This is a genomic window from Pseudomonas sp. MSSRFD41 (assembly GCF_014230245.1).
Classification (GTDB): Bacteria; Pseudomonadota; Gammaproteobacteria; order Pseudomonadales; family Pseudomonadaceae; genus Aquipseudomonas; species Aquipseudomonas piscis.
Genome location: NZ_JACKZK010000015.1, coordinates 149,522 through 169,243, shown reverse-complemented (window position 1 = coordinate 169,243; position 19,722 = coordinate 149,522). Strand labels below are relative to the sequence as shown.

General features: G+C 64.9%; 16 protein-coding genes. 7 read left to right on the top strand and 9 right to left on the bottom strand.

Translation table 11 applies throughout. From position 1 onward, the window contains the following. Nucleotides 1-129 precede the first annotated feature (129 nt). The 3 genes from H7A76_RS21865 to H7A76_RS21855 are packed head-to-tail and all read left to right on the top strand — an operon-like array spanning nt 130 to nt 3,722. On the top strand, nt 130-789 hold the full coding sequence (locus H7A76_RS21865; RefSeq protein WP_185700423.1) for a paraquat-inducible protein A: 660 nt from the start codon (nt 130-132) through the stop codon (nt 787-789). Further along, nucleotides 776-1,399, top strand: coding sequence for a paraquat-inducible protein A (locus tag H7A76_RS21860; protein WP_185700422.1), 624 nt, complete (start codon nt 776-778; stop codon nt 1,397-1,399). The genes H7A76_RS21865 and H7A76_RS21860 overlap by 14 nt, the downstream gene beginning before the upstream one ends. Beyond that, nucleotides 1,392-3,722, top strand: coding sequence for a PqiB family protein (locus H7A76_RS21855; protein ID WP_185700421.1), 2,331 nt, complete (start codon nt 1,392-1,394; stop codon nt 3,720-3,722). The genes H7A76_RS21860 and H7A76_RS21855 overlap by 8 nt, the downstream gene beginning before the upstream one ends. A 64-nt stretch (nt 3,723-3,786) precedes the next feature. On the opposite strand, the gene mksF is transcribed toward H7A76_RS21855, so the two are convergent. The 3 genes from mksF to mksB are packed head-to-tail and all read right to left on the bottom strand — an operon-like array spanning nt 3,787 to nt 8,607. Beyond that, nucleotides 3,787-6,636, bottom strand: a complete 2,850-nt coding sequence (gene mksF / locus H7A76_RS21850; protein WP_185700420.1) for an Mks condensin complex protein MksF — start codon at nt 6,634-6,636, stop codon at nt 3,787-3,789. After that, a complete protein-coding gene (gene mksE / locus H7A76_RS21845) occupies nt 6,633-7,340 on the bottom strand; it encodes an Mks condensin complex protein MksE (protein WP_053132143.1) in 708 nt (235 codons plus the stop codon). Before mksE ends, mksF begins: the two co-directional genes overlap by 4 nt. After that, entirely contained in the window at nt 7,330-8,607 is a 1,278-nt protein-coding gene (mksB, locus tag H7A76_RS21840; protein ID WP_053132175.1) for an Mks condensin complex protein MksB, read from the bottom strand. Before mksB ends, mksE begins: the two co-directional genes overlap by 11 nt. 219 nt (nt 8,608-8,826) lie before the next feature. On the opposite strand from mksB, the gene H7A76_RS21835 reads away from it, so the two are divergent. Then, nucleotides 8,827-9,573: an energy transducer TonB gene (locus H7A76_RS21835; RefSeq protein WP_185700428.1), complete on the top strand. Its 747-nt coding sequence runs from the start codon at nt 8,827-8,829 to the stop codon at nt 9,571-9,573. An 8-nt stretch (nt 9,574-9,581) separates the two neighbouring features. After that, nucleotides 9,582-10,034 carry a ribosomal protein S18-alanine N-acetyltransferase gene (gene rimI, locus H7A76_RS21830; protein ID WP_185700419.1) on the top strand — a complete coding sequence of 151 codons (453 nt, stop codon included), beginning with the start codon at nt 9,582-9,584 and terminating at the stop codon, nt 10,032-10,034. A 23-nt stretch (nt 10,035-10,057) separates the two neighbouring features. Here the strand turns inward: rimI and H7A76_RS21825 are convergent, their stop codons facing one another. Continuing rightward, nucleotides 10,058-10,390 carry a serine kinase/phosphatase gene (locus H7A76_RS21825; protein ID WP_185700418.1) on the bottom strand — a complete coding sequence of 111 codons (333 nt, stop codon included), beginning with the start codon at nt 10,388-10,390 and terminating at the stop codon, nt 10,058-10,060. A 153-nt stretch (nt 10,391-10,543) separates the two neighbouring features. Here H7A76_RS21825 and can point away from each other — a divergent pair, with 153 nt between their 5' ends. Beyond that, nucleotides 10,544-11,188, top strand: coding sequence for a carbonate dehydratase (gene can / locus H7A76_RS21820; protein ID WP_185700417.1), 645 nt, complete (start codon nt 10,544-10,546; stop codon nt 11,186-11,188). Nucleotides 11,189-11,239: 51 nt separating this feature from the next. Here the strand turns inward: can and H7A76_RS21815 are convergent, their stop codons facing one another. The 5 genes from H7A76_RS21815 to H7A76_RS21795 form a co-directional block, all read right to left on the bottom strand. Continuing rightward, nucleotides 11,240-12,412 (bottom strand): hypothetical protein, encoded by a 1,173-nt coding sequence (locus H7A76_RS21815; RefSeq protein WP_185700416.1) that lies wholly within the window; start codon nt 12,410-12,412, stop codon nt 11,240-11,242. Between the two features lie 117 nt (nt 12,413-12,529). Beyond that, nucleotides 12,530-14,125 (bottom strand): J domain-containing protein, encoded by a 1,596-nt coding sequence (locus tag H7A76_RS21810; RefSeq protein WP_185700415.1) that lies wholly within the window; start codon nt 14,123-14,125, stop codon nt 12,530-12,532. 10 nt (nt 14,126-14,135) lie between these two features. Beyond that, entirely contained in the window at nt 14,136-15,833 is a 1,698-nt protein-coding gene (locus tag H7A76_RS21805) for a molecular chaperone HscC (RefSeq protein WP_185700414.1), read from the bottom strand. Between the two features lie 207 nt (nt 15,834-16,040). Further along, the gene (gene acpA / locus H7A76_RS21800; RefSeq protein WP_185700413.1) at nt 16,041-17,741 is read right to left on the bottom strand and encodes an acid phosphatase; all 1,701 of its coding nucleotides are present in this window, start codon (nt 17,739-17,741) and stop codon (nt 16,041-16,043) included. Between the two features lie 187 nt (nt 17,742-17,928). Further along, nucleotides 17,929-19,347, bottom strand: a complete 1,419-nt coding sequence (locus H7A76_RS21795) for a short-chain fatty acid transporter (RefSeq protein WP_185700412.1) — start codon at nt 19,345-19,347, stop codon at nt 17,929-17,931. A gap of 115 nt (nt 19,348-19,462) precedes the next feature. Between H7A76_RS21795 and H7A76_RS21790 the strand changes: the two genes are divergently transcribed. Continuing rightward, a complete protein-coding gene (locus tag H7A76_RS21790) occupies nt 19,463-19,696 on the top strand; it encodes a helix-hairpin-helix domain-containing protein (protein WP_185700411.1) in 234 nt (77 codons plus the stop codon). Nucleotides 19,697-19,722: the final 26 nt, after the last annotated feature.

Here is a 19,722-nt window from a genome sequence, read left to right as displayed (position 1 = left end):
TGCGAAAGCAGTTGGGGTTTTGTCTTTGCGCGGGGGAAAAATATTCCGATTCGAGGACAAATTTGCACAGTTATTTTCGAATCGGAACACTAGAATAGTGGCTATTTTCCCCCCGTTCCCGAGCCCTCTATGCTGGATCCGGTTGATACCCCCGGGGTGTCGGAATTGCCGCTGGATGATCTGGTCGCCTGCCATGAGTGCGACTTGCTGATGCGCAAGCCAAGACTCGCCCCTGGCGAAAAAGCCCAGTGCCCGCGTTGCGGCTACGAGTTGTATGCCCACCGGCACAACGTCGTCCAACGCAGCCTGGCCCTGGTGATCGCCGCCTTGCTGCTTTATGTGCCGGCCAATTTCCTGCCCATCATGCAGCTCGATCTCATGGGGCAGTCTTCCGACGATACGGTCTGGAGTGGAGTTCTAGGGCTGTTCGACACGGGCATGCAAGGCGTGGCGGTGGTGGTGTTCCTCTGCAGCATGGGCATCCCGTTGTTGAAGCTGATCTGCCAGTTGTTGGTCCTGTTGAGCATTCGCTGGTGCATCGGTCGAAGCTACGGTCTGTTGCTCTATCGTATTTATCACCACTTGCGCGATTGGGGCATGCTCGAGGTCTACCTCATGGGCGTGCTGGTGGCCATCGTCAAGCTGGCCGACATGGCGTCCATTACCGTGGGCCTGGGCCTGGTGTGCTTTATCGCGTTGCTGTTGATCCAGGTCTGGCTGGAAGTGGTGATGTCGCCACACCAGGTCTGGCAGGCGTTATCCGGAGAAGACGTGCATGCGGGCGATTGATGCGGGCATCCTGATTTGTACCGAATGCCATGAGTTGAACCGGCAGCAGGCCGACAGTCACAGCCAGTCCTGCACACGTTGTGGAGCCAAGGTCCATGCCCGTCGTCCCAACAGCATCCTGCGGACCTGGGCACTGCTGATCACGGCTGCAATCCTCTATATCCCGGCCAACGTCCTGCCGATCATGACGGTCAGTGCCCTGGGCCAAGGCAGCCCCAGCACCATCATGTCGGGTGTCATCCAGTTAGTGCAGCACGGCATGATCCCCATCGCCGCGGTGGTATTCGTCGCCAGCATCCTGGTGCCGACCTTCAAGCTGGTGGGTATCGCCTTGCTGCTGTTCTCGGTGCAACGCCACCAACCGCTGTCGGCTAGGCAGCGGATCGTCATGTATCGCTTCATCGAATTCATCGGCCGCTGGTCGATGCTGGATATTTTCGTCATCGCCATCCTGGTGGCGGTGGTCAACTTTGGCCGGCTGGCCAGCATCGAAGCCAACCTCGGTGCGGTCGCCTTTGCCAGCGTGGTGATCCTCACCATGATGGCTGCGATAACCTTCGATCCCCGACTGATCTGGGACAACACGGAGTCGGACGACGACCATGAGTGATTTGCCTACTGCCAAAACCCGACCGGCTTCCAATTGGTCGGCCATCTGGGTGCTGCCCCTGATCGCCCTGGTCATTGGTGGCTGGCTGGGCTGGCGCGCCTACAGCGAGACCGGGATCCTGATCCAGCTGCGCTTTGAAAGCGGCGAAGGCGTCCAGGCCAACAAGACCGAGGTGTTCTACAAGGGCATGCCCGTGGGCAAGGTCAAGTCCCTGGAACTGGATGACGAGGGCAGCTCCAAGGGCGTGGTCGCCACCGTCGAGATGAGCAAGGATGTCGAGCAGTACCTGAAGACCAACACGCGCTTCTGGCTGGTCAAGCCTAGCGTCAGCCTGGCCGGTATCACTGGCCTGGAAACCCTGGTCTCGGGCAACTACATCGCCGTGAGCCCGGGAGAAGGTGGAGAGCCGACCCGCAAGTTCACCGCGCTGGTCGAAGAGCCCCCCCTGTCCGATGCCAAGCCCGGCCTGCACCTGACCATCAAGGCCGAGCGCCTGGGCTCGCTGACCCGTGGCAGCCCGGTGTTCTACAAACAGATCCAGGTCGGGCAGATCAAGAGCTATCTGCTCTCCGAAGACCAGAGCACTGTCGAACTCAAGGTCTACATCGAGCCGACCTACGCCAGCCTGGTGCGCAAGCACACACGCTTCTGGAACGCCAGCGGCATCAGCGTCGACGCCAACCTGAGCGGTCTGAAGGTCCGCAGCGAATCCCTGGCCAGCATCGTCGCTGGCGGCATTGCCTTCGCCACTCCGGAAAACCGCAAGGACAGCCCGCCGACCGACCCGAACCTGCCGTTCCGCCTCTACGAAGACTTCGACGCCGCCCAGGCGGGGATCCGGGTCAAGGTCAAGCTCAGCGATTTCGAAGGCCTGCAGGCCGGACACACGCCAGTGATGTACAAGGGCATCCAGGTTGGCAGCCTGAAAGCCCTGAAAGTCGATGCCGACCTGACCAGTGCCACCGCCGAACTGACCCTCGACCCGCTGGCCGAAGACTACCTGGTGCAGGGCACCCAGTTCTGGACCGTCAAGCCATCCATCACCCTGGCGGGCATCACCGGCCTGGAGGCCCTGCTCAAGGGCAACTACATCGCCGTCCGCCCGGGCGACAAAGGCGCGGCGCCGCAGCGTGAATTCGAGGCACGGGCCAAGGCACCACCGCTGGACTTGCGCACACCGGGCCTGCATATGGTGCTGTTCACCGACAATCTCGGTTCCCTGGAGGTCGGCAGCCCCATCCTCTACAAACAGGTCAAGGTCGGAGCCGTGCAGAGCTACCAGTTCTCCCATACCCGTAAGCAGCTGGTGATCGGCGTTCACATCGAGAAGGAGTACGAGAAACTGGTCAACGGTTCGACCCGCTTCTGGAACGTCAGCGGCATCACCCTTACCGGAGGGCTGACCGGCGGTATCCAGATCAAGAGCGAATCGTTGCAAAGCTTGATGGCCGGCGGCATCGCCTTCGATACGCCAATACCCGACGTGCCGCTGAAAAAGCGCATCCCGCGGTTCCGCCTGTTCGCCAACCAGGAAGAGGCAGCGCAGCGCGGCATCGTGGTGCAGATCAAGGTCGATCGCGCCGATGGCCTGCGCGCCGGCACTCCGGTGCGCTTCAAGGGCCTGGATGTGGGCAAGCTCGAGCAAGTCACCCTCAGCCCCGATATGCAGTCTGTGATGCTCAAGGCGCGGATCACCGAGGTGCCCGAGCGTATCGCGCGGGTTGGCAGCCAGTTCTGGGTGGTCAAGCCCGAGTTGGGTTTGATGAAGACCTCGAACCTGGAGACCCTGGTCACCGGCCAGTACATCGAGGTCCAGCCGCCCGAGAAAAACCTCGGCGCGCAAACCAGCTTCGTGGCCCTGCCGCAGCCGCCACACGCCAGTGTCCAGGAGCCCGGCTTGAGCCTGGTGCTGAGCGCTGCCCGGCGTGGATCGCTGAAGATCGGCGTGCCAGTGACCTACCGCGAGATAACGGTGGGCAAGGTCACCGGCTACGAGCTGGGGCAAACGGCTGATCGAGTCCTGATTCATATCCTCATCGAGCCCAAGTACGCGCCATTAGTACGCGGTGGCACGCGCTTCTGGAACAGCAGCGGCTTTGGCGTGGATTTCGGCTTGTTCAAGGGCGCAACCGTGCGTACTGAATCCCTCGAGACCCTGATCCAGGGCGGCATCGCCTTCGCCACCCCGGAGGGCGAGCGCATGGGTAACCCGGCGCGACCCGAGCAGACTTTTCCGCTGTTCGACCAGTTCGAAGACGAATGGCTGACCTGGGCGCCGAAGATTCCCCTAGGCAAGCAACCCGCGGTCCCGGTGACGCGCTAGCGCCGAACCAACAAAAAAGGCCGCCCTCGCAAGAGGGCGGCCTTTGTGTTTCAGCGCAGGGAAATCAGGCTTCGTCCAATGCCGCCTGGGCTTCATCCAGGGCTTGTTCGTTCATCACCGCCTTGACCTGGTCGTGGCGCCGGATGAACTTCCAGTCCGCTTCATCGATATAGATGCCGTTCGGGCCGCTACCGCCTTCCAGGTCGATGGCCACCTGGGCCGAAACCTGCGGCTTGACACTGGCCAGGATCGGCACGAAGCCCAGTTGCAGGCTGGTCTCGAGCAGCGCCGCCTGGTTGCGCTCGTCGATGTCCGCCGCCTCGTCGAGGTAGTAGGGCAGGCGAATACGCCCGGCCTGGTCGCGGTCCATCAAGTGCAGCAACAGGTACATGTTGGTCAGCGCCTTGATGGTCATGGTGGTGCCGTTGGACGCCGCGCCATCGATGTCGGTATGGATCACCGGCTGGCCGTTGACCTTGGTGATTTCGAACGCCAGCTCGAACAGGTCCTTCAGGCCCAGCTGGTTGTGGTTGGCCGCCACCAGCCGCGCCAGGTACTCCTTGGCCTCTTCGTTCTTGTTGTCCTGCTCGGCGCTCTGGCTCAGGTCGAACACCGACAGGGTCTCGCCTTCCTCGTACTGGCCGGCGCTGTGGATGATCTGGTCGATGTGCTTGAGCGCTTCCTTGTTCGGCGCCAGGACGATGCGGAAGCTCTGCAGGTTGGAAACCTGGCGCTTGTTGATCTCGCGGTTGAACAGCGCCAGCTGGTGTTCCAGGCTGTCGTAGTCGCTGCGGATGTTGCGCAGGGTCCGGGCGATGTCGGTGACCGCCGCCCGGCGGGCCTTGCCCAGGGTCAGGGCTTCTTCGGTGCGGTGCGAATAGGCGTTGATCAGCAGTTGCAGGCGACGCTCGACATCATCCTCGCTGTCGAACTTGGCCACGCCCTTGAGGCGCACCTGGGCATACAGTGCTTCGATCTGGCCATCGACCCGCTGCAGGCCCTGCCAGCTGTCCTGATAGTCGTTGAGCAACGGCAGCAGGTTGTCCATGGAGTCGTCCACCGGGTCCATGAACGGTGTACCGAACGGCAGGTCCGCCGGCAGCAGCTGGCGACGGCGCAGGGCGTCGTCGAGGGTGCGCTGCTTGGCTTCCATGTCGCTGATCTGGCGACCCACCAGTTGCAGCTTGGCCGACAGTTGCTGGACGCGCTCGGTGAAGGCATCGCTGGAGCGCTTGAGTTCGTCCTGGGCAGCTTCCATCTGTGCCAGCTGCTCCAGCTTCTCGCCTTCCTCGGCGCTCAGGGTCTGGGTCCGGCGGAAGTCTTCCAGGGCTTTCTGCGCATCCAGTACCTGCTGGTACAGGGCTTCGGTCTGGGTCTTGCTCGCGGCGCGGTCGGCAGCCACGGCGGCCTGGGTCTTGAGCTGCTTGAGCTCCTTCTCCAGGCGCTCCTTCTGGTCGCGCAGGGCCGCGCGGTCGGCCAGGGCCTGCAGCGCCGGTGGTTCGATATGGGAGATGTCGATGGACAGCCCCGGCACTTCGAAACGCTCGCCCTTGAAGCCATCGAGGATCAGCTCCACGGACTTCACCCAGTCGCCATTGTCGTCCAGGGCGATGCCGTGCTCGCCCAGGGGCAGGCTGAACAGCGCGCTGTTGAACAGGCGCATCAGGCGTTCCACATCTTGCTGGGAGAACTCCTCGCGCAGGCGGGCGTAGCTGTTGTTATCGGCGTGGTCGAGCTGCTGCTTCACCGACTTCAGGCGTTTTTCCAGGTCGCGCAGGCGCTCTTCCAGGTCTTCGGCGGAGAACTGCCGGGACTGGGCCAAGGCGCCGGCCAGTTCGTCGTGGGCATCCTTGGCCGCCAGCAGTTGCTGCTCCAGGACCTTGACGTCATCCACCAGGGCGAAGCGGTGCTTGAGCACCGACAGCTCGCCCAGCCAGCGCTGGGTGCCGGTGATTTCCCGCTCCAGGCGCATCATTTCCTGGGTGCTGTTGCGCTGGTCGTTCTGCAGGGCGTCCTGCTCGTTGCGGTAGTGCTCGGCCTGGATGGTCAGCTCTTCCTTGCGCGCACTGGCGTAGTCCGACCAGGTGCCCAGCAGCGAGTCCAGCAGCGGCGACAGGCGATGCAGCTTGCCGCGCAGGATGTCCCGTTGCTTCACGCCGCTGGCCAGGGCCTCGACCAGCGGGCCGGCGGCCACCAGCGAGTTGTAGTCCTGCTCCATGCGCCGCACATCGCGGAACGCCTCGTCGCAGGCGGCGATGTAGTCGACACTGCCCGAGCGCAGGCTGTGCTCGAAGGCATCGAGGAACAGCTGCTTGAGCTTGGCCGCGGTGATCTCGCGCATGTGCAGCAGGTTGATGAACAGCGCGCGGAAGGTCTTCAGGCTCTGCTCGCTGGTGGAGCGCAGCGGGATCAGCGTCAGGTCCAGCGGGATCGAGGTGTGGCCACCGACCAGCAGGCGCCGCAGTTCATCGGGCTTGAGCTCGTAGGCCTTCAGGCCATGGCGCTCCAGGTTGGTGAACAGCTCTTTTTGCCGCAGGCAGGTGTCGTCCTTCTGGTAGTGGGCCAGGTCCAGTTGCCCGGCGTAGGCGAAGAACTGGTGGCCGAAGCCACCACCCGGGCCGCGTCCCGACACGCCGATGACGTGGGGGCCGTGGGGCAGCGAGACTTCCACCAGGATATAGCTGGTGTCGGAGGCGAAGTAGAAGCGCCGCGACTGCTCCAGGCTGTACTTGCCGAAGCTCATGTCCGACATGCGCGCCAGGATCGGGAATTGCAGGGCGTTGATCGACGCCGACTTGCCCAGGTTGTTCGCGCCGTAGACCGACAGCGGCTCTTCCAGGGGGAACAGGCCCAGGCTGTAGCCAGCGGTGTTCAAAAGGGCAAAGCGGCGGATGCCGTAGCGTTCCTTGCTCATGCGTCGAGCTCCTGTTCTTCGGCGATGGCCCGGGCCAGCGCGTCTTCTTCACTTTCCTCGGACTCGTCGAATTCGCTCAGGTCCAGCGGGTCATCGGTTTGCAGCAGTTTCTCGTCGCTGTCCTCGTCCACCAGCACCGGGGTCGGCAATGGCAGCACGCTGTGCAGGCTGGCCGCCAGGTCGCGGTCTTGCTGTACCGACAGGCAGACGTCGAGGAAGCGGTGCATCGGCGGCAGGAAGCGGTAGATCCCCGGTTCCTCCAGGGCGAAGCCCAGTTGGGTCATGCGGCGCATGATCTTCTCTTCCAGTTCTTCCTGGGTCTGGACCTCGGCCTGGATGAACAGGTCGCGGTACTTGTCCAGCAGCGAGGGCAGCTCGTCGCGGCCCAGGCTGCCGCCGTCGAGCACGGCGATCGGGTCGCGGCCCTGGTCGGCCAGGTGCTCCACCAGGATGAAGGTGAACAGCGCCAGGCGTTGGGCGGTCTTGTTCACCTGCGCCGCGGCGTTTTCCGGCACGAAGTAATAGAAGCCGCGGGTATCGCACACCAGCTCGAAGCCCAGGGCCTTGAACAGGGTGCGGTACTGGTCCTGGAAGTTCGACAGTTGCGCGTACAGCTCCGGATCGCGGCGGCTGACGTGGTAGCCCTTGAACAGCTCGCGGAAGATCGGCGCCAGCTGGGACAGTTCGGAAAGATCAAGATGCATTGGCATTACTCGCAGTTTGCTCGGGCTGGTCGTCGCGAGCCGAGAGCAGGGCGAAGGAGCGCAGGCTGACCTGGTGCTCCTGGGTGTGGTATTCGCGGCGTTCGAGACGCTCGCGCTTGAAGCGTTTTTCCCGGGACAGGCGGGAGAACCAGTACAGCAGCTCGTCGGTGGCGCCGTCCGGTTCCTGGTCCAGCAGCCAGCTCATCAGGTCCGGCATCGGCAGGGCGTTCTCGCAACGCTCAAGCATTTCCCGGACCGTGCGCGGCGCCTTTGGGGCCAGGCCCTTGTGGGTCTTGTGGGCCTTGGGGAAGCGCGCCGGCTTGGGCTCGAAGCGGGCCAGGGCGTAGACATAGGCCTCCACCTGGCCGGAGCTGCCGAGGAAGGTACTCTGCGGGCGGGTGAACATCGGCATCGCCGCCTGGGGCACCGCATCGATGCCCTTGCGGCGGATGACCGACAGGGCCAGGGCCGCGCCACGGGTCACGGCGTTGTGCCGGCGGGCCTCCTCGCGCAGCGGCAGCAGCAGTTCCCGGGCATGGCGCAGGGTCAGCTGGGCGCTGGTCTGCATCTCCAGGATCCGCGCGTGGGTGCGCAGCAGCATGTCGTCGTCCACCAGGTGGCCCAGGCGCTGCTGTTCGGTGAGCATGCGCAGCAGCACGTTCTCCACCTTGCGCACGCCCTGCTCGAAGGCGCCGTCGGCGTTCACCAGCTGGATCATCGGCTCGACGTATTCGTCCCAGGTGGCCAGCACCTCGGCGTAGCGCTGGCGCAGGGGGATCTGCCGGTCGCTGGTCTTGGCCCGTTCGGCCACCGCCACCAGGGCCTGTTCGTCGTTGGCGAGTTTCTTCAGGACATCGCGTACGCGCATGTCCAGCAGGCGCAGCTGGCGCGCCAGGTCGTGGCCGTCGCGGATCTCGAAGGCATCCTGGATGTAGCCTGCCAGGCGCTCCAGGTGGCGCAGGTAGGCTTCGATCTCCAGGCACAGGCCCAGGCGGTGTTCACGCCGCAGGTAGGCGAGGAAGTCGTGGATCTGCGCGTTGAGCTCGAAGCGGTTCGGGCTTTTCGCCACCGGGACCAGGATGTCCAGGCGTATCCATACGTCCAGCAGGTTGGTGATGTCCTGGGGCGTACTGTCCAGTTGCTGGGTGGCCAGTTGTGAACGCAGTTCGGCAAGACTCAGGGTGCCTTGGTCGAAGTGCTCGCACAGTGGCTCCAGAAGTGCCCAGTGTTCGGCGAGGGCGCGCAACACGCGCTTGGGTTCGATCATCGGAATGGCCGGCTGGTTGGCAAATGAAAAGCGGCGATTGTACTGCATCAGGGGGCTGGCGATTCACCCTGCATCCAGTTAAGGAGACGGACTGTCGCTTTTGCGCTGCATCAACTGCGGGCGATCTTCGGCGAAGGACGGTAGAATCCCCCACCTCAGTTATCCACAAGTGGCCGACCCTTGCTTATCGAGTCCCGTCGTCGCGCTTATCTGTCCGCCATGCAGGTGGTCAGCTGGTTGCCGCGCAGCGAATTGCCCTTTGCCGCCCCCTCGCGCCCCGAACTGCTGGTTTTGCCGGAGCCGGTGGTGGAGGCGCCGCCTGCGCCCGTCGTCGAGGCCCAAGTCGCGGCGGCCCCGGTGACGCGCAGTGTCGAACGGCCGAAAATCGAAGTGCCGCGCCCGGCTGCGGCCTCTGCCCGCCCGGCCGCCAAGCCTGTGGTCGAGGATGAGGAAGCCGCCCCCGTGGTCAAGGCGCCGGTGGTCCCACCGCCGCGCTTCGCCCTGCAACTGCTGCGGGCCGGCTGTTGCCTGTTGCTGGTGGAGCTGCCCACCGGCGAGGCGTTCCAGAGCCGCGACCCGGCCTACCTGTTGCTCAAGGACATGCTGCGCGCCGCCGGCCTGCCGGACAGCCCGCAGATCCTCGCCGAGCCGGTGCGCTGGCCGCGCCTGACCCGTGGCAACCTGGACCAGGGACCCGAGGCCGCACGGGATTTCGTCCAGGCCTTCGTCGGCATGCGGGTCGAAGAACAACCCTGTGCCTGCCTGTGGCTGGTGGGCCTGCCGGCCATACGTTTTGCCGGCGAGGCCGATGCCGAGGCCTACAATCGCGAACTGGAGGTCGAAGGCCTGGGTTCGGCCTGGGCCTTGCCCGGGCTGGAGTTGTTGATGGAAGAGCCACAGCGCAAGGCCGATGTCTGGCAAGCCATGCGCCGGTTGATGGCGCGCTGGAAAAGCAATGATGAGTAAGAGTAGCGATGAGTGACGCGTTGACCTTCCGCCTGGCCACCGAGGCGGACCTGGATGCCATCCTGAAGATCGAATATGCCGCGTTCAGCCACCCCTGGACCCGCGGCATCTTCATGGACGCTTTCAAATCCTATGAAGTCTGGCTGATGTTCGAAGGCAGCCAGCAAGTGGGGCACGGGGTGATCCAGGTGATCATCGACGAGGCCCACCTGTTGAACATCACGGTCAAGCCGGAAAACCAGGGCCGCGGTTTGGGCCTGCAGTTGCTGGAGGCGTTGATGAAACGCGCTTACCAGAAGGACGCCCGGGAATGCTTCCTGGAAGTGCGCTCCAGCAACCAGACCGCTTATCGGTTGTACGAGCGCTACGGCTTCAACGAGGTCGGGCGCCGCCGCGACTACTACCCGGCGGTGGGCGGGCGCGAAGACGCGCTGGTCATGGCCTGTACCCTGGTGGATTGAGCCGCGCCAGGCCAGCGCTTTCCTCAGCGCTGGCGATCCAGTGGCTTGCGCCTGGCCAACTCGGCTTCATCCTGGCCCGAGCCACCACCGATCTGAGCATCGTCGACGATGCTCAGGTCCCAATCGGCGGGGCGGCTGGCCCCTTTCTCCCGGACGGAGCGGGCGCCATCCTCCGGCGTCAGGATCTCCGGGCTCAAGTCGTTAGCAGTGGACCCGTCCTCGGTGGCCGGGCCGTCGCTGCCAGCCACCGGGGCCTGGTCATCGAAATGCAGTTCCTCCATGGAGCCCATGCGATCCTGGTCGTCGTCGATGGGCTCGGGTTGGGGCTCGTTGTAGGGGCGTCGTGGTTCAGTCATGGAAGGTCCTCGAACTTCAGGGGCTTGTAGGGGTGGACCGGCACCCTTGGCGAAGATTCCCCCGCATGGGATGACCGGTATCTGCCGCATCGGGCGTGACCCCGGCCGGAGGTCGTCTGTCAAACCTGCGCATCATTCCTGAGGCTTCACAGCATGAACGAACTACAAGACCTGATTGATAACAACGAGCGTTGGGCCGAAGCGATCAAGCAGCAGGATCCGGAGTTCTTCTCCAAGCTGGCCCGCCAGCAGACCCCGGAGTACCTGTGGATCGGCTGTTCGGATGCACGGGTGCCGGCCAACGAGATTGTCGGCATGTTGCCGGGCGACCTGTTCGTCCACCGTAACGTGGCCAATGTGGTGCTGCACACCGACCTCAACTGCCTGTCGGTGATCCAGTACGCGGTGGACGTACTCAAGGTCAAGCACATCCTGGTCACCGGCCACTATGGCTGCGGCGGTGTGCGGGCCTCGATGCAGGACCGCCAGCTGGGCTTGATCGACGGTTGGCTGCGTTCGATCCGCGACCTCTACTACGAGCACCGTGACGCGCTGGGGGCCCTGGCCACGGAAGAGGAACGGGTCGACCGCCTGTGCGAACTCAACGTGATCCAGCAAGTGGCCAACGTCGGTCACACCAGCATCGTGCAGAACGCCTGGCATCGCGGGCAGAGCCTGTCGATCCACGGCTGCATCTACGGGATCAAGGACGGCCGCTGGAAGAGCCTGAATACCACCATCAGCGGCCCCGAGCAGTTGCCGCCGCAGTACCGCCTGCGCCCGGTGGGCTCGCCCTGAGGCACCTCAAGCGCGAGCGCCGGCCCGGTTCGGGCCGACGCCGGCGCGACCTCACAGGTGTGGCACTTCGGTGCTGGGCGCCGGTGCGGGGGACTGGAGCTGCAGCAACTGGCTCTTGACCGCCGCGCTGGCGCACTTGGCCGCCGCCTGCTGCTGGTCCAGCTTGCGGATCGAGGTGTAGAACAGCTCGCAGGTCTTGGACTTTTGCGTCACCTGCCAGGTCTGGGTGCAACTGTTCAACTGCGCCTGCGCATCGCTACCCGGCTTGCTGCCCATTCCCGCCTGCCAGCAGGCCGCGCTCAAATCCTGCCCCATCACCTTCAAGCCCGCGGCATCGGCCTTGGTTTCATCGTCGTCGTAGTTGGCCGGGTCCGCCGCATACCAGATGTAGCTCGGGTGGTTGGAGCCCAGCACCGGCACCTTGAGCCCGGCACTGGGGCTGATCTGCGCCAGGCCCAGCACATTCACCGTCACCCCGTACTGCTGCTTGAGCCAGCTGCGCACCGGCGCGCCGAAGGCCACCATCGGCAAGGCGGCGCCGCTGCTGCCCCGGCTGACCTGCCTGACCATGGTGGTCTGGTAGTTGTTGAAGTAGCCGTAGACGCCTTCCAGGTCCTTGCCGGCATTGGACGGCGCGGCGATCGGCGCGATGTCGACGATGGTCTGGTAGGCCGGGGTCTGCGCGGCGGCGATGCCGTTGGCGGTGAGCAGGGTGGCCCAGCGATCGGTGGTAGCCGATTCGAGGTAGTCCTGGGCCTGGGTCAGGGAGTAGTCCGGCGGGAAGTGCAGGAGCTCGACGCTCTTGCGGTTTTCCAGGGCCATGCCCAACGGCAGGAACAGGTACCAGCTGTAGGCCCACTTGCCGTCGCTGTTGAGTTGGCTGGCGCCCTTGTAGGCCAGGTCGCCGGCATCCAGCAAGGCGCCCAGGGGCTTGCCGTAGCCCGCCGGAACCCCGCTGAACGAGGCCAGGACCTTGTCGCCAGCGGTCTTGACGCTGACCTTGGCGTTGGCATACCCATCGCGCTGCACGCTCTGGGTCAGGTAGTGCGCCACCGTCTGTTCCAGGGTCCAGTCGCGATAGCAGATGACGTTGCAGTTGTTGGGAAAGGCGAACAGCCGGGTTACCCGTTGCGGGCTGCCCAGGTCGACCTCGACATCGGCCATGGTGGTGGAGCTCAGCGTAATGGCGGCCAGCGCGAGGCTCAGTCCTGCGAGTTTCAACATGCTCAGATCCTTTTCAGCGTGAACCCCGTCAAGGGGGGCAATACATACTGGTACAGCGCCGGGCACAGCGACAGCCGGCGCTGAAAAAATACCTGCCATCCAGCCGGTCGTCGGCACCTAGCCCGGGATCAGGCGGGTCAGGGGAAAGCCCAGGCCATGGACCTGGCAGGCGCGCACGAGCACCACCATGAGCAGCAGGTACACCGGCTGCCATGGGCTGAAGTGATTCCAATGCAGCGCCCCCAGCCACGGATGCCGGGCATGGAACCGCGGGTTCGCCTGGCCGATGCGTCCCGAGTGCAGCCAGCCGATCAGGGTGAAGCCCAGGTAGCCGAGCATTCCGAGCAGACCGAGCCAGAAGCCGAACAGCGCCAGCATCACCAACTGCGGCACACCGTGGCGCAGGATGAGCCAGTAGCACCTTGGATTCAGGCGCTTGGGCACCAGGCGCTCGGTCAACCACAGGTCCGGTAATAGCAAATGGCCAATCAATTGCTGCCAATTGCTGAGCAGGAGGATCCCCAGGACCCCCAGCATGGCACTGCAGACAAGGCCCAGCATCAGCGCCAGCTCAGGGCTGTAGCCCGGCTTGGGCATGAAGTACAGGCCCAGGGCCAGGCCGCTGCCGAGACTGCAACGAATCCAGTTGTCCACACTGAGCAATCGTGGAACCAGGCTTCTCCAGAACAACAGGTCGTGGTGGGGCAGGCGCTCCACCAGGGCCGGGAAGCGCGAGGCCAAGGTATGCGACAGTTCCAGGCAGGCCTGCCAGTGTTCGCTCTCGAAGTGACGGGCCAGGGCAACCTGGTGGCGCCGGGACGGCGGGGTCAGGAACAGCCGCGCGGCTGCGGCCTGGGGCGTGGTGTCCGCGTTGTTGGCGGCGTCGGCCTCTAGCTTCTGGTAGAAGGCCTCCTGTTGGTAGCGCTCGGCCAGCGCTCGCCACATCCAGTCGGGTTCCGGGGTGACGCCGCGCTTTTCATCCCAGCCGAACAGCTGGCATACCCCTTCGAACACCGGCGCCTGCCAGGATTGCTGGTGCAACAGTTCCAGGACCTCGCCTTGCCAGGATTGGCGATGGTCGAAGATCTGCAACCAGGGCTGTGCGCAGTAGCCGCCCAGGCGTTCCAGGAACGGCCGTTCCCGGCCGGCGACCAGCAGTTCTTCCAGCACTCGGCGATATTGCTGCAACAGGCCTTGTACCAGTACCCCTTCCTGCAAGGCCGTCATGGACGGGCGCTGCCAGGGCGTCAGCCAGTCCAGGTTGGCCACGGCCCATTCGATCAGCGCCAGGTGTCGTCCGGGAGCGTCGCAACAGATTGCCAGCAGGTGCTTGAGGAAAGGTTCGGTGCAGTCCTGCTCTTGGGCCTGGCGCCAGCGCTGCGGCAGGTTGTCGGCATCCAGGCCGTACTGCAACGACCGCAGCACCGGCGCCAGCACGGGCATCGGCTCGTGGCTGGGCAGTGGCGAGGGGGCCAGCTCCACCAGGTCCGACCATTGCCGCAGGTTGTCGGCTGCTGGCTGCTGCACCTCGCCGACCGCCTCGGTGGTTCGCCAGCGGGCCAGCTGCAGGGCCCGTTCGTAGGCCTCGCGCAAGCGCTGGAAAGCCTCCGCGTCGGCGTCGGGCCGCACGCGCTTCAACTGCCGGGCGTAGCTGCGCTTGATCTCTCGTTCATCGGCATCTTGTGGCGCTCCCAGCACCGACCAGCAATCCATGGGGCGGCTCCTAGTGCCAGTGGCCGTTTTCCAGGCGCTGCAGTTGCTCGTTGAGCTGGCTGCGCAGTTCGCGGATCCGGCGCTCGTCCTGGGTGTCCAGCACCTGCTGGAACTGTCCGGCCCAGTAGCCAACCTGCTCGCGCAGTTCCCCCAGGCTCTCCTGGTAGAGACGCTCCAGGCGAGCGCTGAGCAGGGTATTGGCCTGCTGGTCGCGGGGGTGGACCTTCAGTTGTGCCAGGGCCCGCAGGCGTTCCTGGATTTCTTCCGGGGTCAGTACGCCCGGGTTGTTCTCGATCACCAGCGAGTGGCAGTCCCCGGTCAGGGGAATGGTCACCTGGGCCTCCAGCAGGCCGTTGATGTCATAGGTGAAGCGCACATCCAGCGAGACTTCCCCGGCCGGGCGCTTGGGCACCTTGATTTCCAGCTGGCCCAGGGCGACGTTGTCGCGCACCAGGCGGCTCTCGCCCTGGAAGATCTTCAGCAGCACATGGTCCTGGTTGTCGTGCAGGGTCTGCACGGACTTGACCCGGCTCACCGGCACCACGCTGTTGCGCTCGATGATCGGCAAGTAGTGCCCGCTTTCGAACTGCTTGCCGTGCTGCTGGGTGGTCTCGATACCCAGGGTGTAGGAGCAGACGTCGGTCAGCACCACTTCTTCCAGGGCCTGGCTGCGCGCCTTGAGCGCGGCCTGCACCGCGGCGCCCTGGGCCACCACCTGGTCCGGATCGAGGGTGATCGAGGGAAACCGACCGAACAGCCCGGCTGCCAGCTTGCGCACCAGGGGCATGCGGCTGGCGCCACCGACCAGGAGGATTTCATCCAGGTCGCTGACCCGGATCCGCGCGTCGCGCAGGGCCCGCTCGATGGGCAGGCGCAGGCGCTCCAGCAGGGGCGCGCAGAGCGTTGCCAATTGGGCCTGGGTGATGGTGTGGGTCCACTGCCGGCCGTCCACCCGCAAGCAGAATTCGGCGCTGCTGTCCTGGCCCAGGGCCCGCCGCACTCGCTCGGCCTCGCGGCGCAAGGCCTGGAGCACGCTCTGGCGCTCGGGGAAGTCCGGGGCCTGGGCCTGTTGTGCGAGAAAGTGCTCCAGCAACAGGCTGTCGAAGTCCTCGCCACCGAGGAAGTTGTCGCCGGCGCTGGCGCGGACTTCCATGACCCCGTCGAACAGTTCCAGGATCGACACGTCGAAGGTGCCGCCGCCCAGGTCGAAGACCAGGAACGAGGTTTCCTTGTCACGCTGGTGCAGGCCGTAGGCCAGGGCGGCAGCAGTGGGTTCGTTGACCAGCTTCTCGACCTTGAGCCCGGCCAGCTCGCCAGCGATCCGCGTGGCCTTGCGCTGGGCATCGCTGAAGTAGGCCGGCACGCTGATCACGGCTTCGACCACCGGCTCGCCATAGGAGCGTTCGACGTCCTCCTTGAGGCTCTTGAGCACCAGCGCAGACAGTTCTTCCGGGCGCCAGGAGCGCTCGCCCAGGCGCACTTCGGTGGCGCTGCCCATGTAGCGCTTGAACAGCGCGGTGGTCAGGTGCGGATGGGTATGCAAGCGTTCCTTGGCGGCCTGGCCTACCAGGACCCGGCCTTCGTCGTCCAGGCCCACCACGCTGGGCGTCAGGAGTTGCCCCAGGGCGTTGGGCACCAGCTCGCTGGATGTTTCGCGCCAGACCGCGACCAGGCTGTTGGTGGTTCCCAGGTCGATGCCTACGATCATGACGACGAACTCCTTGGCGGGGGGAAACGGCTGAAACGAACAAGAGGCGCGCAGGATATTACCCGGCGGGGGAATGGGTAAAGAAAATGATGTCACTTGGCTATTATCTGGCGCGCCAACCATTGCCGCCCCTGGTTGGCGGCAATGGTGCTCCGGGGGCCAGTCCAACTGAGTCGGCGCTCCCGGGCGGAGCGCCGGTGGAGCGGGTCAGGCCTTGAAGTGCAGGGCGTTAGTCAGGTCGCCCATGGGCTTCTGGCCACGGGCGATCATGGCGTCGTCGCGTTCCTTGATGCCATCCAGGGTTTCCAGTTGGAAGACCCGGGTGATCAGCCGCAGGATCGAGGCGGTGTCGTAGACCGTATGGTCCACCGTGCCCTTGCGGGCGAACGGCGATACCACCAGCGCTGGAATCCGTGTACCCGGGCCCCAACGATCGCCCTGGGGCGGAGCCACGTGGTCCCACCAGCCGCCGTTCTCGTCGACGGTGACGATCACCACCATGTTTTTCCACTGCGGGCTCTCGCGCAGCACTTTCAGCGCCCGGTCGATATGCCGGTCGCCGGCGGCGACATCGGCATAACCGGCGTGCAGGTTGAGGTTGCCCTGGGGTTTGTAGAAGGTCACCGCCGGCAGTTTGCCGGCCTCGGCGTCGGCGAAGAACTTGTTGCTGCTCGCCTCATCGCCCAAGCCACCGTCACGCAGGCGCTTGGCCCGTTCGCCGGGGTTCTCCGGCCCCTGGCGCAGGAAGTAGTTGAACGGTTGGTGGTGGTACTGGAAGTTGGGGATCTTGGGAATCCCGCTGGAGTCCTTGAACTGGTCGATGGTGGCCTGCCAGGCACCGCCATACCAGGCCCAGTCGACATTCTTCTTCGATAGCTTGTCGCCGATATGCTCGTGGGTCTGGGGCACCAGCACGCTGGGCAGGTCGGGCTTGGCGTAGTCCGGGCGGTCCGGGTCGCGGATCCAGGTCGGCCAGTAGGGCGGGGCCATGGTATTGACCGCGTAGCCATCCGGAGTGAGTGCACTGGGTCCGAATTGCGGCGCACCGTCCATGGCACTGGCCGGGGATTTTTCCAGAGGCTTGAGGCGGGTGCCCTTGGGGTCGTCGCCCTGCAAGGTGGCGATTTGCGACTTGGCCACCGAGTTGGCGGCGTCCGGGTAGAACGGCACCTTGGCGCTGATCAGGTACTGGTGGTTGAGGAACGAGCCGCCGAAGGCGCCCTGGAAGAAGTTGTCGCAGAGCACGAACTCCCGGGCCACGTCCCACAGGCGCAGGGAATAGCGGGTCTGGGCGTAGTGGCCCATGGTCAGGGCCCCGGAGTCGGCCCAGGCGACGAAGCCATCATTCTTGCCGCCGTTGATCTGCATCTGGTTCTGGTAGAACACGTGCCACAGGTCGCGAGTCACCAGGCCCAGGGGCAGGTCTTCGCCATCGGGGCCCTTGAGGGCGAACGGCGCGTTGGGCAGGTTTTCCTGGAACTGGGTTTCCACCGGGTAGGTGACGCCATCCAGTGTTTGCGGACCCACCTGCAAGATACCGCCCCAGATCGGCGGCAGTTTGCTCAGCAGGCTGCCATCACGGTCACGTTGCTGGTAGGCCTCGGGCTTGAGCGCCGACAGCGGTTGTTCCACACCCGGGAAGTTGGCGAACAGGTTATTGAAGCTGCGGTTCTCGGCGAAGATCACCACCACGTTCTTCACTTGCTCGCGCAGGGCCTTGTCCAGCTCGGTGGGCGACAGGGGGCGATCATCGGGCTGGCACTGGGTATCCCCGGCCTTGCCGCAAGCCGCCAGGGTGGCACCGACGCCCAGCACCGCGGCCCCGCCCAAGAAGCGCCGACGGCTGGTACCTGTGGGGGGCTGGGCAGCGTTCTCTTGGGTGTCGCGCGGGTCGGTATCGTCGCTCATGGCGGCTCCTTGCTCGTCTGTTCGAGTAATCGTTACAAAGTATTTCGCAGGCACGGTAACAACCGATTATGACAAAAAAGCTACCGCGCTGCGGCGTCGATAGGCTGCGGTGGAACCGCTCAAGCCCGGGCTGTTTCGGGAGTTATCCACAAGCCGCGCAGGGCGGCTTGTGGAGGCTGGGCGATGCTCAGGGGGTCATGGGGGGCAGGTAGGCCAGGGTCGTGCCCAGGGCCCAGAGCAGGATCAGCACCAAGGGCGTGTGCACCAGCAACTGGACGAAGGAAAAGCCGATCAGGTCTCGCGCCTTCAGGCCCAGCACGCCCAGCAGCGGCAACATGTAGAAGGGGTTGATCAGGTTCGGCAGGGCCTCGGCGGCGTTGTAGATCTGCACCGCCCAGCCCAGGTGGTACTGCAGGTCGTTGGCCACCTGCATCACGTAGGGCGCCTCGATGATCCACTTGCCGCCGCCCGAGGGAATGAAGAAGCCCAGTACCGCCGAGTACAGGCCCATCAGCAGGGCGTAGGTATCGTGGGAGGCGATCTGCACGAAGAAGGTCGAGATGTGATGGGCCAGGGTCTGGCCGTCCACGCCCTTGACCCCTGTCATCAGTGCGGCGATGGAGCCGTACAGCGGGAATTGGATCAGCACCCCGGTGGTGGTCGGCACGGCCCGGGCCACGGCATCGAGGAAGCTGCGCGGGCGCCAGTGCAACAGGGCCCCGGTCATCAGGAACAGGAAGTTGTAAGTGTTGAGCCCGGAGATGGCCGTGATCGCTGGCTTGGTGGCGAACTCGTGATACAGCCAGCCGGCGGCCAGCAGGGCCAGGAGGATGATCAGCAGCGGGCTGTGTTCCAGCCATTCGCCTGGGCGGGTGCGTGGTGGCGCCTTGGGCAGGCTGAAGCTGGGATCGACCCCGCAGGCCTGGGCGTCACGGGCGCTGCCGGGGCCCGGGGCGGTGGCGTAGGCGATCACCAGCGACACCACCACCAGCGCCAGCAACAGTACGCCCGACTGCCAGAGGAAGATGGTCTGGGTGAAGGGGATCACTCCGGTGATGGCCAGGATCGAAGGCGGCAGGCTGCCGGGGTTGGCCTGCAATTGCGCCGCCGAGGATGACAGCCCCAGGGCCCAGACCGCCCCCAGGCCCAGGTAGGCCGCGGCACCGGCGGCGCGGTAGTCCATGCGCAGTTCGGTACGCCGGGCCAGGGCCCGTACCAGCAGGCCGCCGAACACCAGGGACAGGCCCCAGTTGAGCAACGAGGCGAGCATGGAAATCAGCGCTACCCAGGCCACCGCGGAACGGCCGTTGTTCGGGATGCGTGCCAGTTTGTCGATCAGTTTCACCGCTGGCGGCGAGCTGGCCACCACATAACCACCGATGACCACGAAGGCCATCTGCATGGTGAAGGGGATCAGGCTCCAGAAGCCGTCGCCAAAGGCCATGGCGGCGTCGGTGGGCTTGGCGCCCATGGCCAGGGTGGCCAGGGCGACGATGATCACCGCCAGCGCGGCGAACACCCAGGAGTCGGGAAACCAGCGCTCGGCCCAGTTCGAACAGCGCAGGGCGAAGCGGGCGGAGCGGCTATCTTGAATATCGGCGGCCACGTGGATACCTCGTGTTTTCTTATGTTTGTAAGGAGGTCGGCCGCCCCGGGCTGAGGCGGTCGAGAACTGTGCAAGAATGCGGCAATTGCCACGTACTGCAAAGGATTGGACGCACATGACATTTTCTCCCGAAGAACGCGCCGCGTTGCTCAAGGTCAAGGGGGTGGGGCCCACGGTGGTGGGACGCCTGGAACAGCTGGGCATCGCCTCCCTGGCCGAGCTCGCTGGCGCCGACGCCCTGGATATCGTGACCCGGGCCTCCTCCCTGGTGGGTTCCAGTTGCTGGAAGAACAGCCCCCAGGCCCGCGCGGCGATCCAGGCCGCCATCGCCCTGGCCAAGGGCAACTGAATCGGCGCCCGCTGCGGGGAACGGCT

Coding starts and splice junctions, on each gene's coding strand:
- H7A76_RS21865 (WP_185700423.1), top strand. CDS start 130: ATGCTGGATCCGGTTGATACCCCCGGGGTGTCGGAATTGCCGCTGGAT.
- H7A76_RS21860 (WP_185700422.1), top strand. CDS start 776: ATGCGGGCGATTGATGCGGGCATCCTGATTTGTACCGAATGCCATGAG.
- H7A76_RS21855 (WP_185700421.1), top strand. CDS start 1,392: ATGAGTGATTTGCCTACTGCCAAAACCCGACCGGCTTCCAATTGGTCG.
- mksF (WP_185700420.1), bottom strand. CDS start 6,636: ATGAGCAAGGAACGCTACGGCATCCGCCGCTTTGCCCTTTTGAACACC.
- mksE (WP_053132143.1), bottom strand. CDS start 7,340: ATGCATCTTGATCTTTCCGAACTGTCCCAGCTGGCGCCGATCTTCCGC.
- mksB (WP_053132175.1), bottom strand. CDS start 8,607: ATGATCGAACCCAAGCGCGTGTTGCGCGCCCTCGCCGAACACTGGGCA.
- H7A76_RS21835 (WP_185700428.1), top strand. CDS start 8,827: ATGCAGGTGGTCAGCTGGTTGCCGCGCAGCGAATTGCCCTTTGCCGCC.
- rimI (WP_185700419.1), top strand. CDS start 9,582: ATGAGTGACGCGTTGACCTTCCGCCTGGCCACCGAGGCGGACCTGGAT.
- H7A76_RS21825 (WP_185700418.1), bottom strand. CDS start 10,390: ATGACTGAACCACGACGCCCCTACAACGAGCCCCAACCCGAGCCCATC.
- can (WP_185700417.1), top strand. CDS start 10,544: ATGAACGAACTACAAGACCTGATTGATAACAACGAGCGTTGGGCCGAA.
- H7A76_RS21815 (WP_185700416.1), bottom strand. CDS start 12,412: ATGTTGAAACTCGCAGGACTGAGCCTCGCGCTGGCCGCCATTACGCTG.
- H7A76_RS21810 (WP_185700415.1), bottom strand. CDS start 14,125: ATGGATTGCTGGTCGGTGCTGGGAGCGCCACAAGATGCCGATGAACGA.
- H7A76_RS21805 (WP_185700414.1), bottom strand. CDS start 15,833: ATGATCGTAGGCATCGACCTGGGAACCACCAACAGCCTGGTCGCGGTC.
- acpA (WP_185700413.1), bottom strand. CDS start 17,741: ATGAGCGACGATACCGACCCGCGCGACACCCAAGAGAACGCTGCCCAG.
- H7A76_RS21790 (WP_185700411.1), top strand. CDS start 19,463: ATGACATTTTCTCCCGAAGAACGCGCCGCGTTGCTCAAGGTCAAGGGG.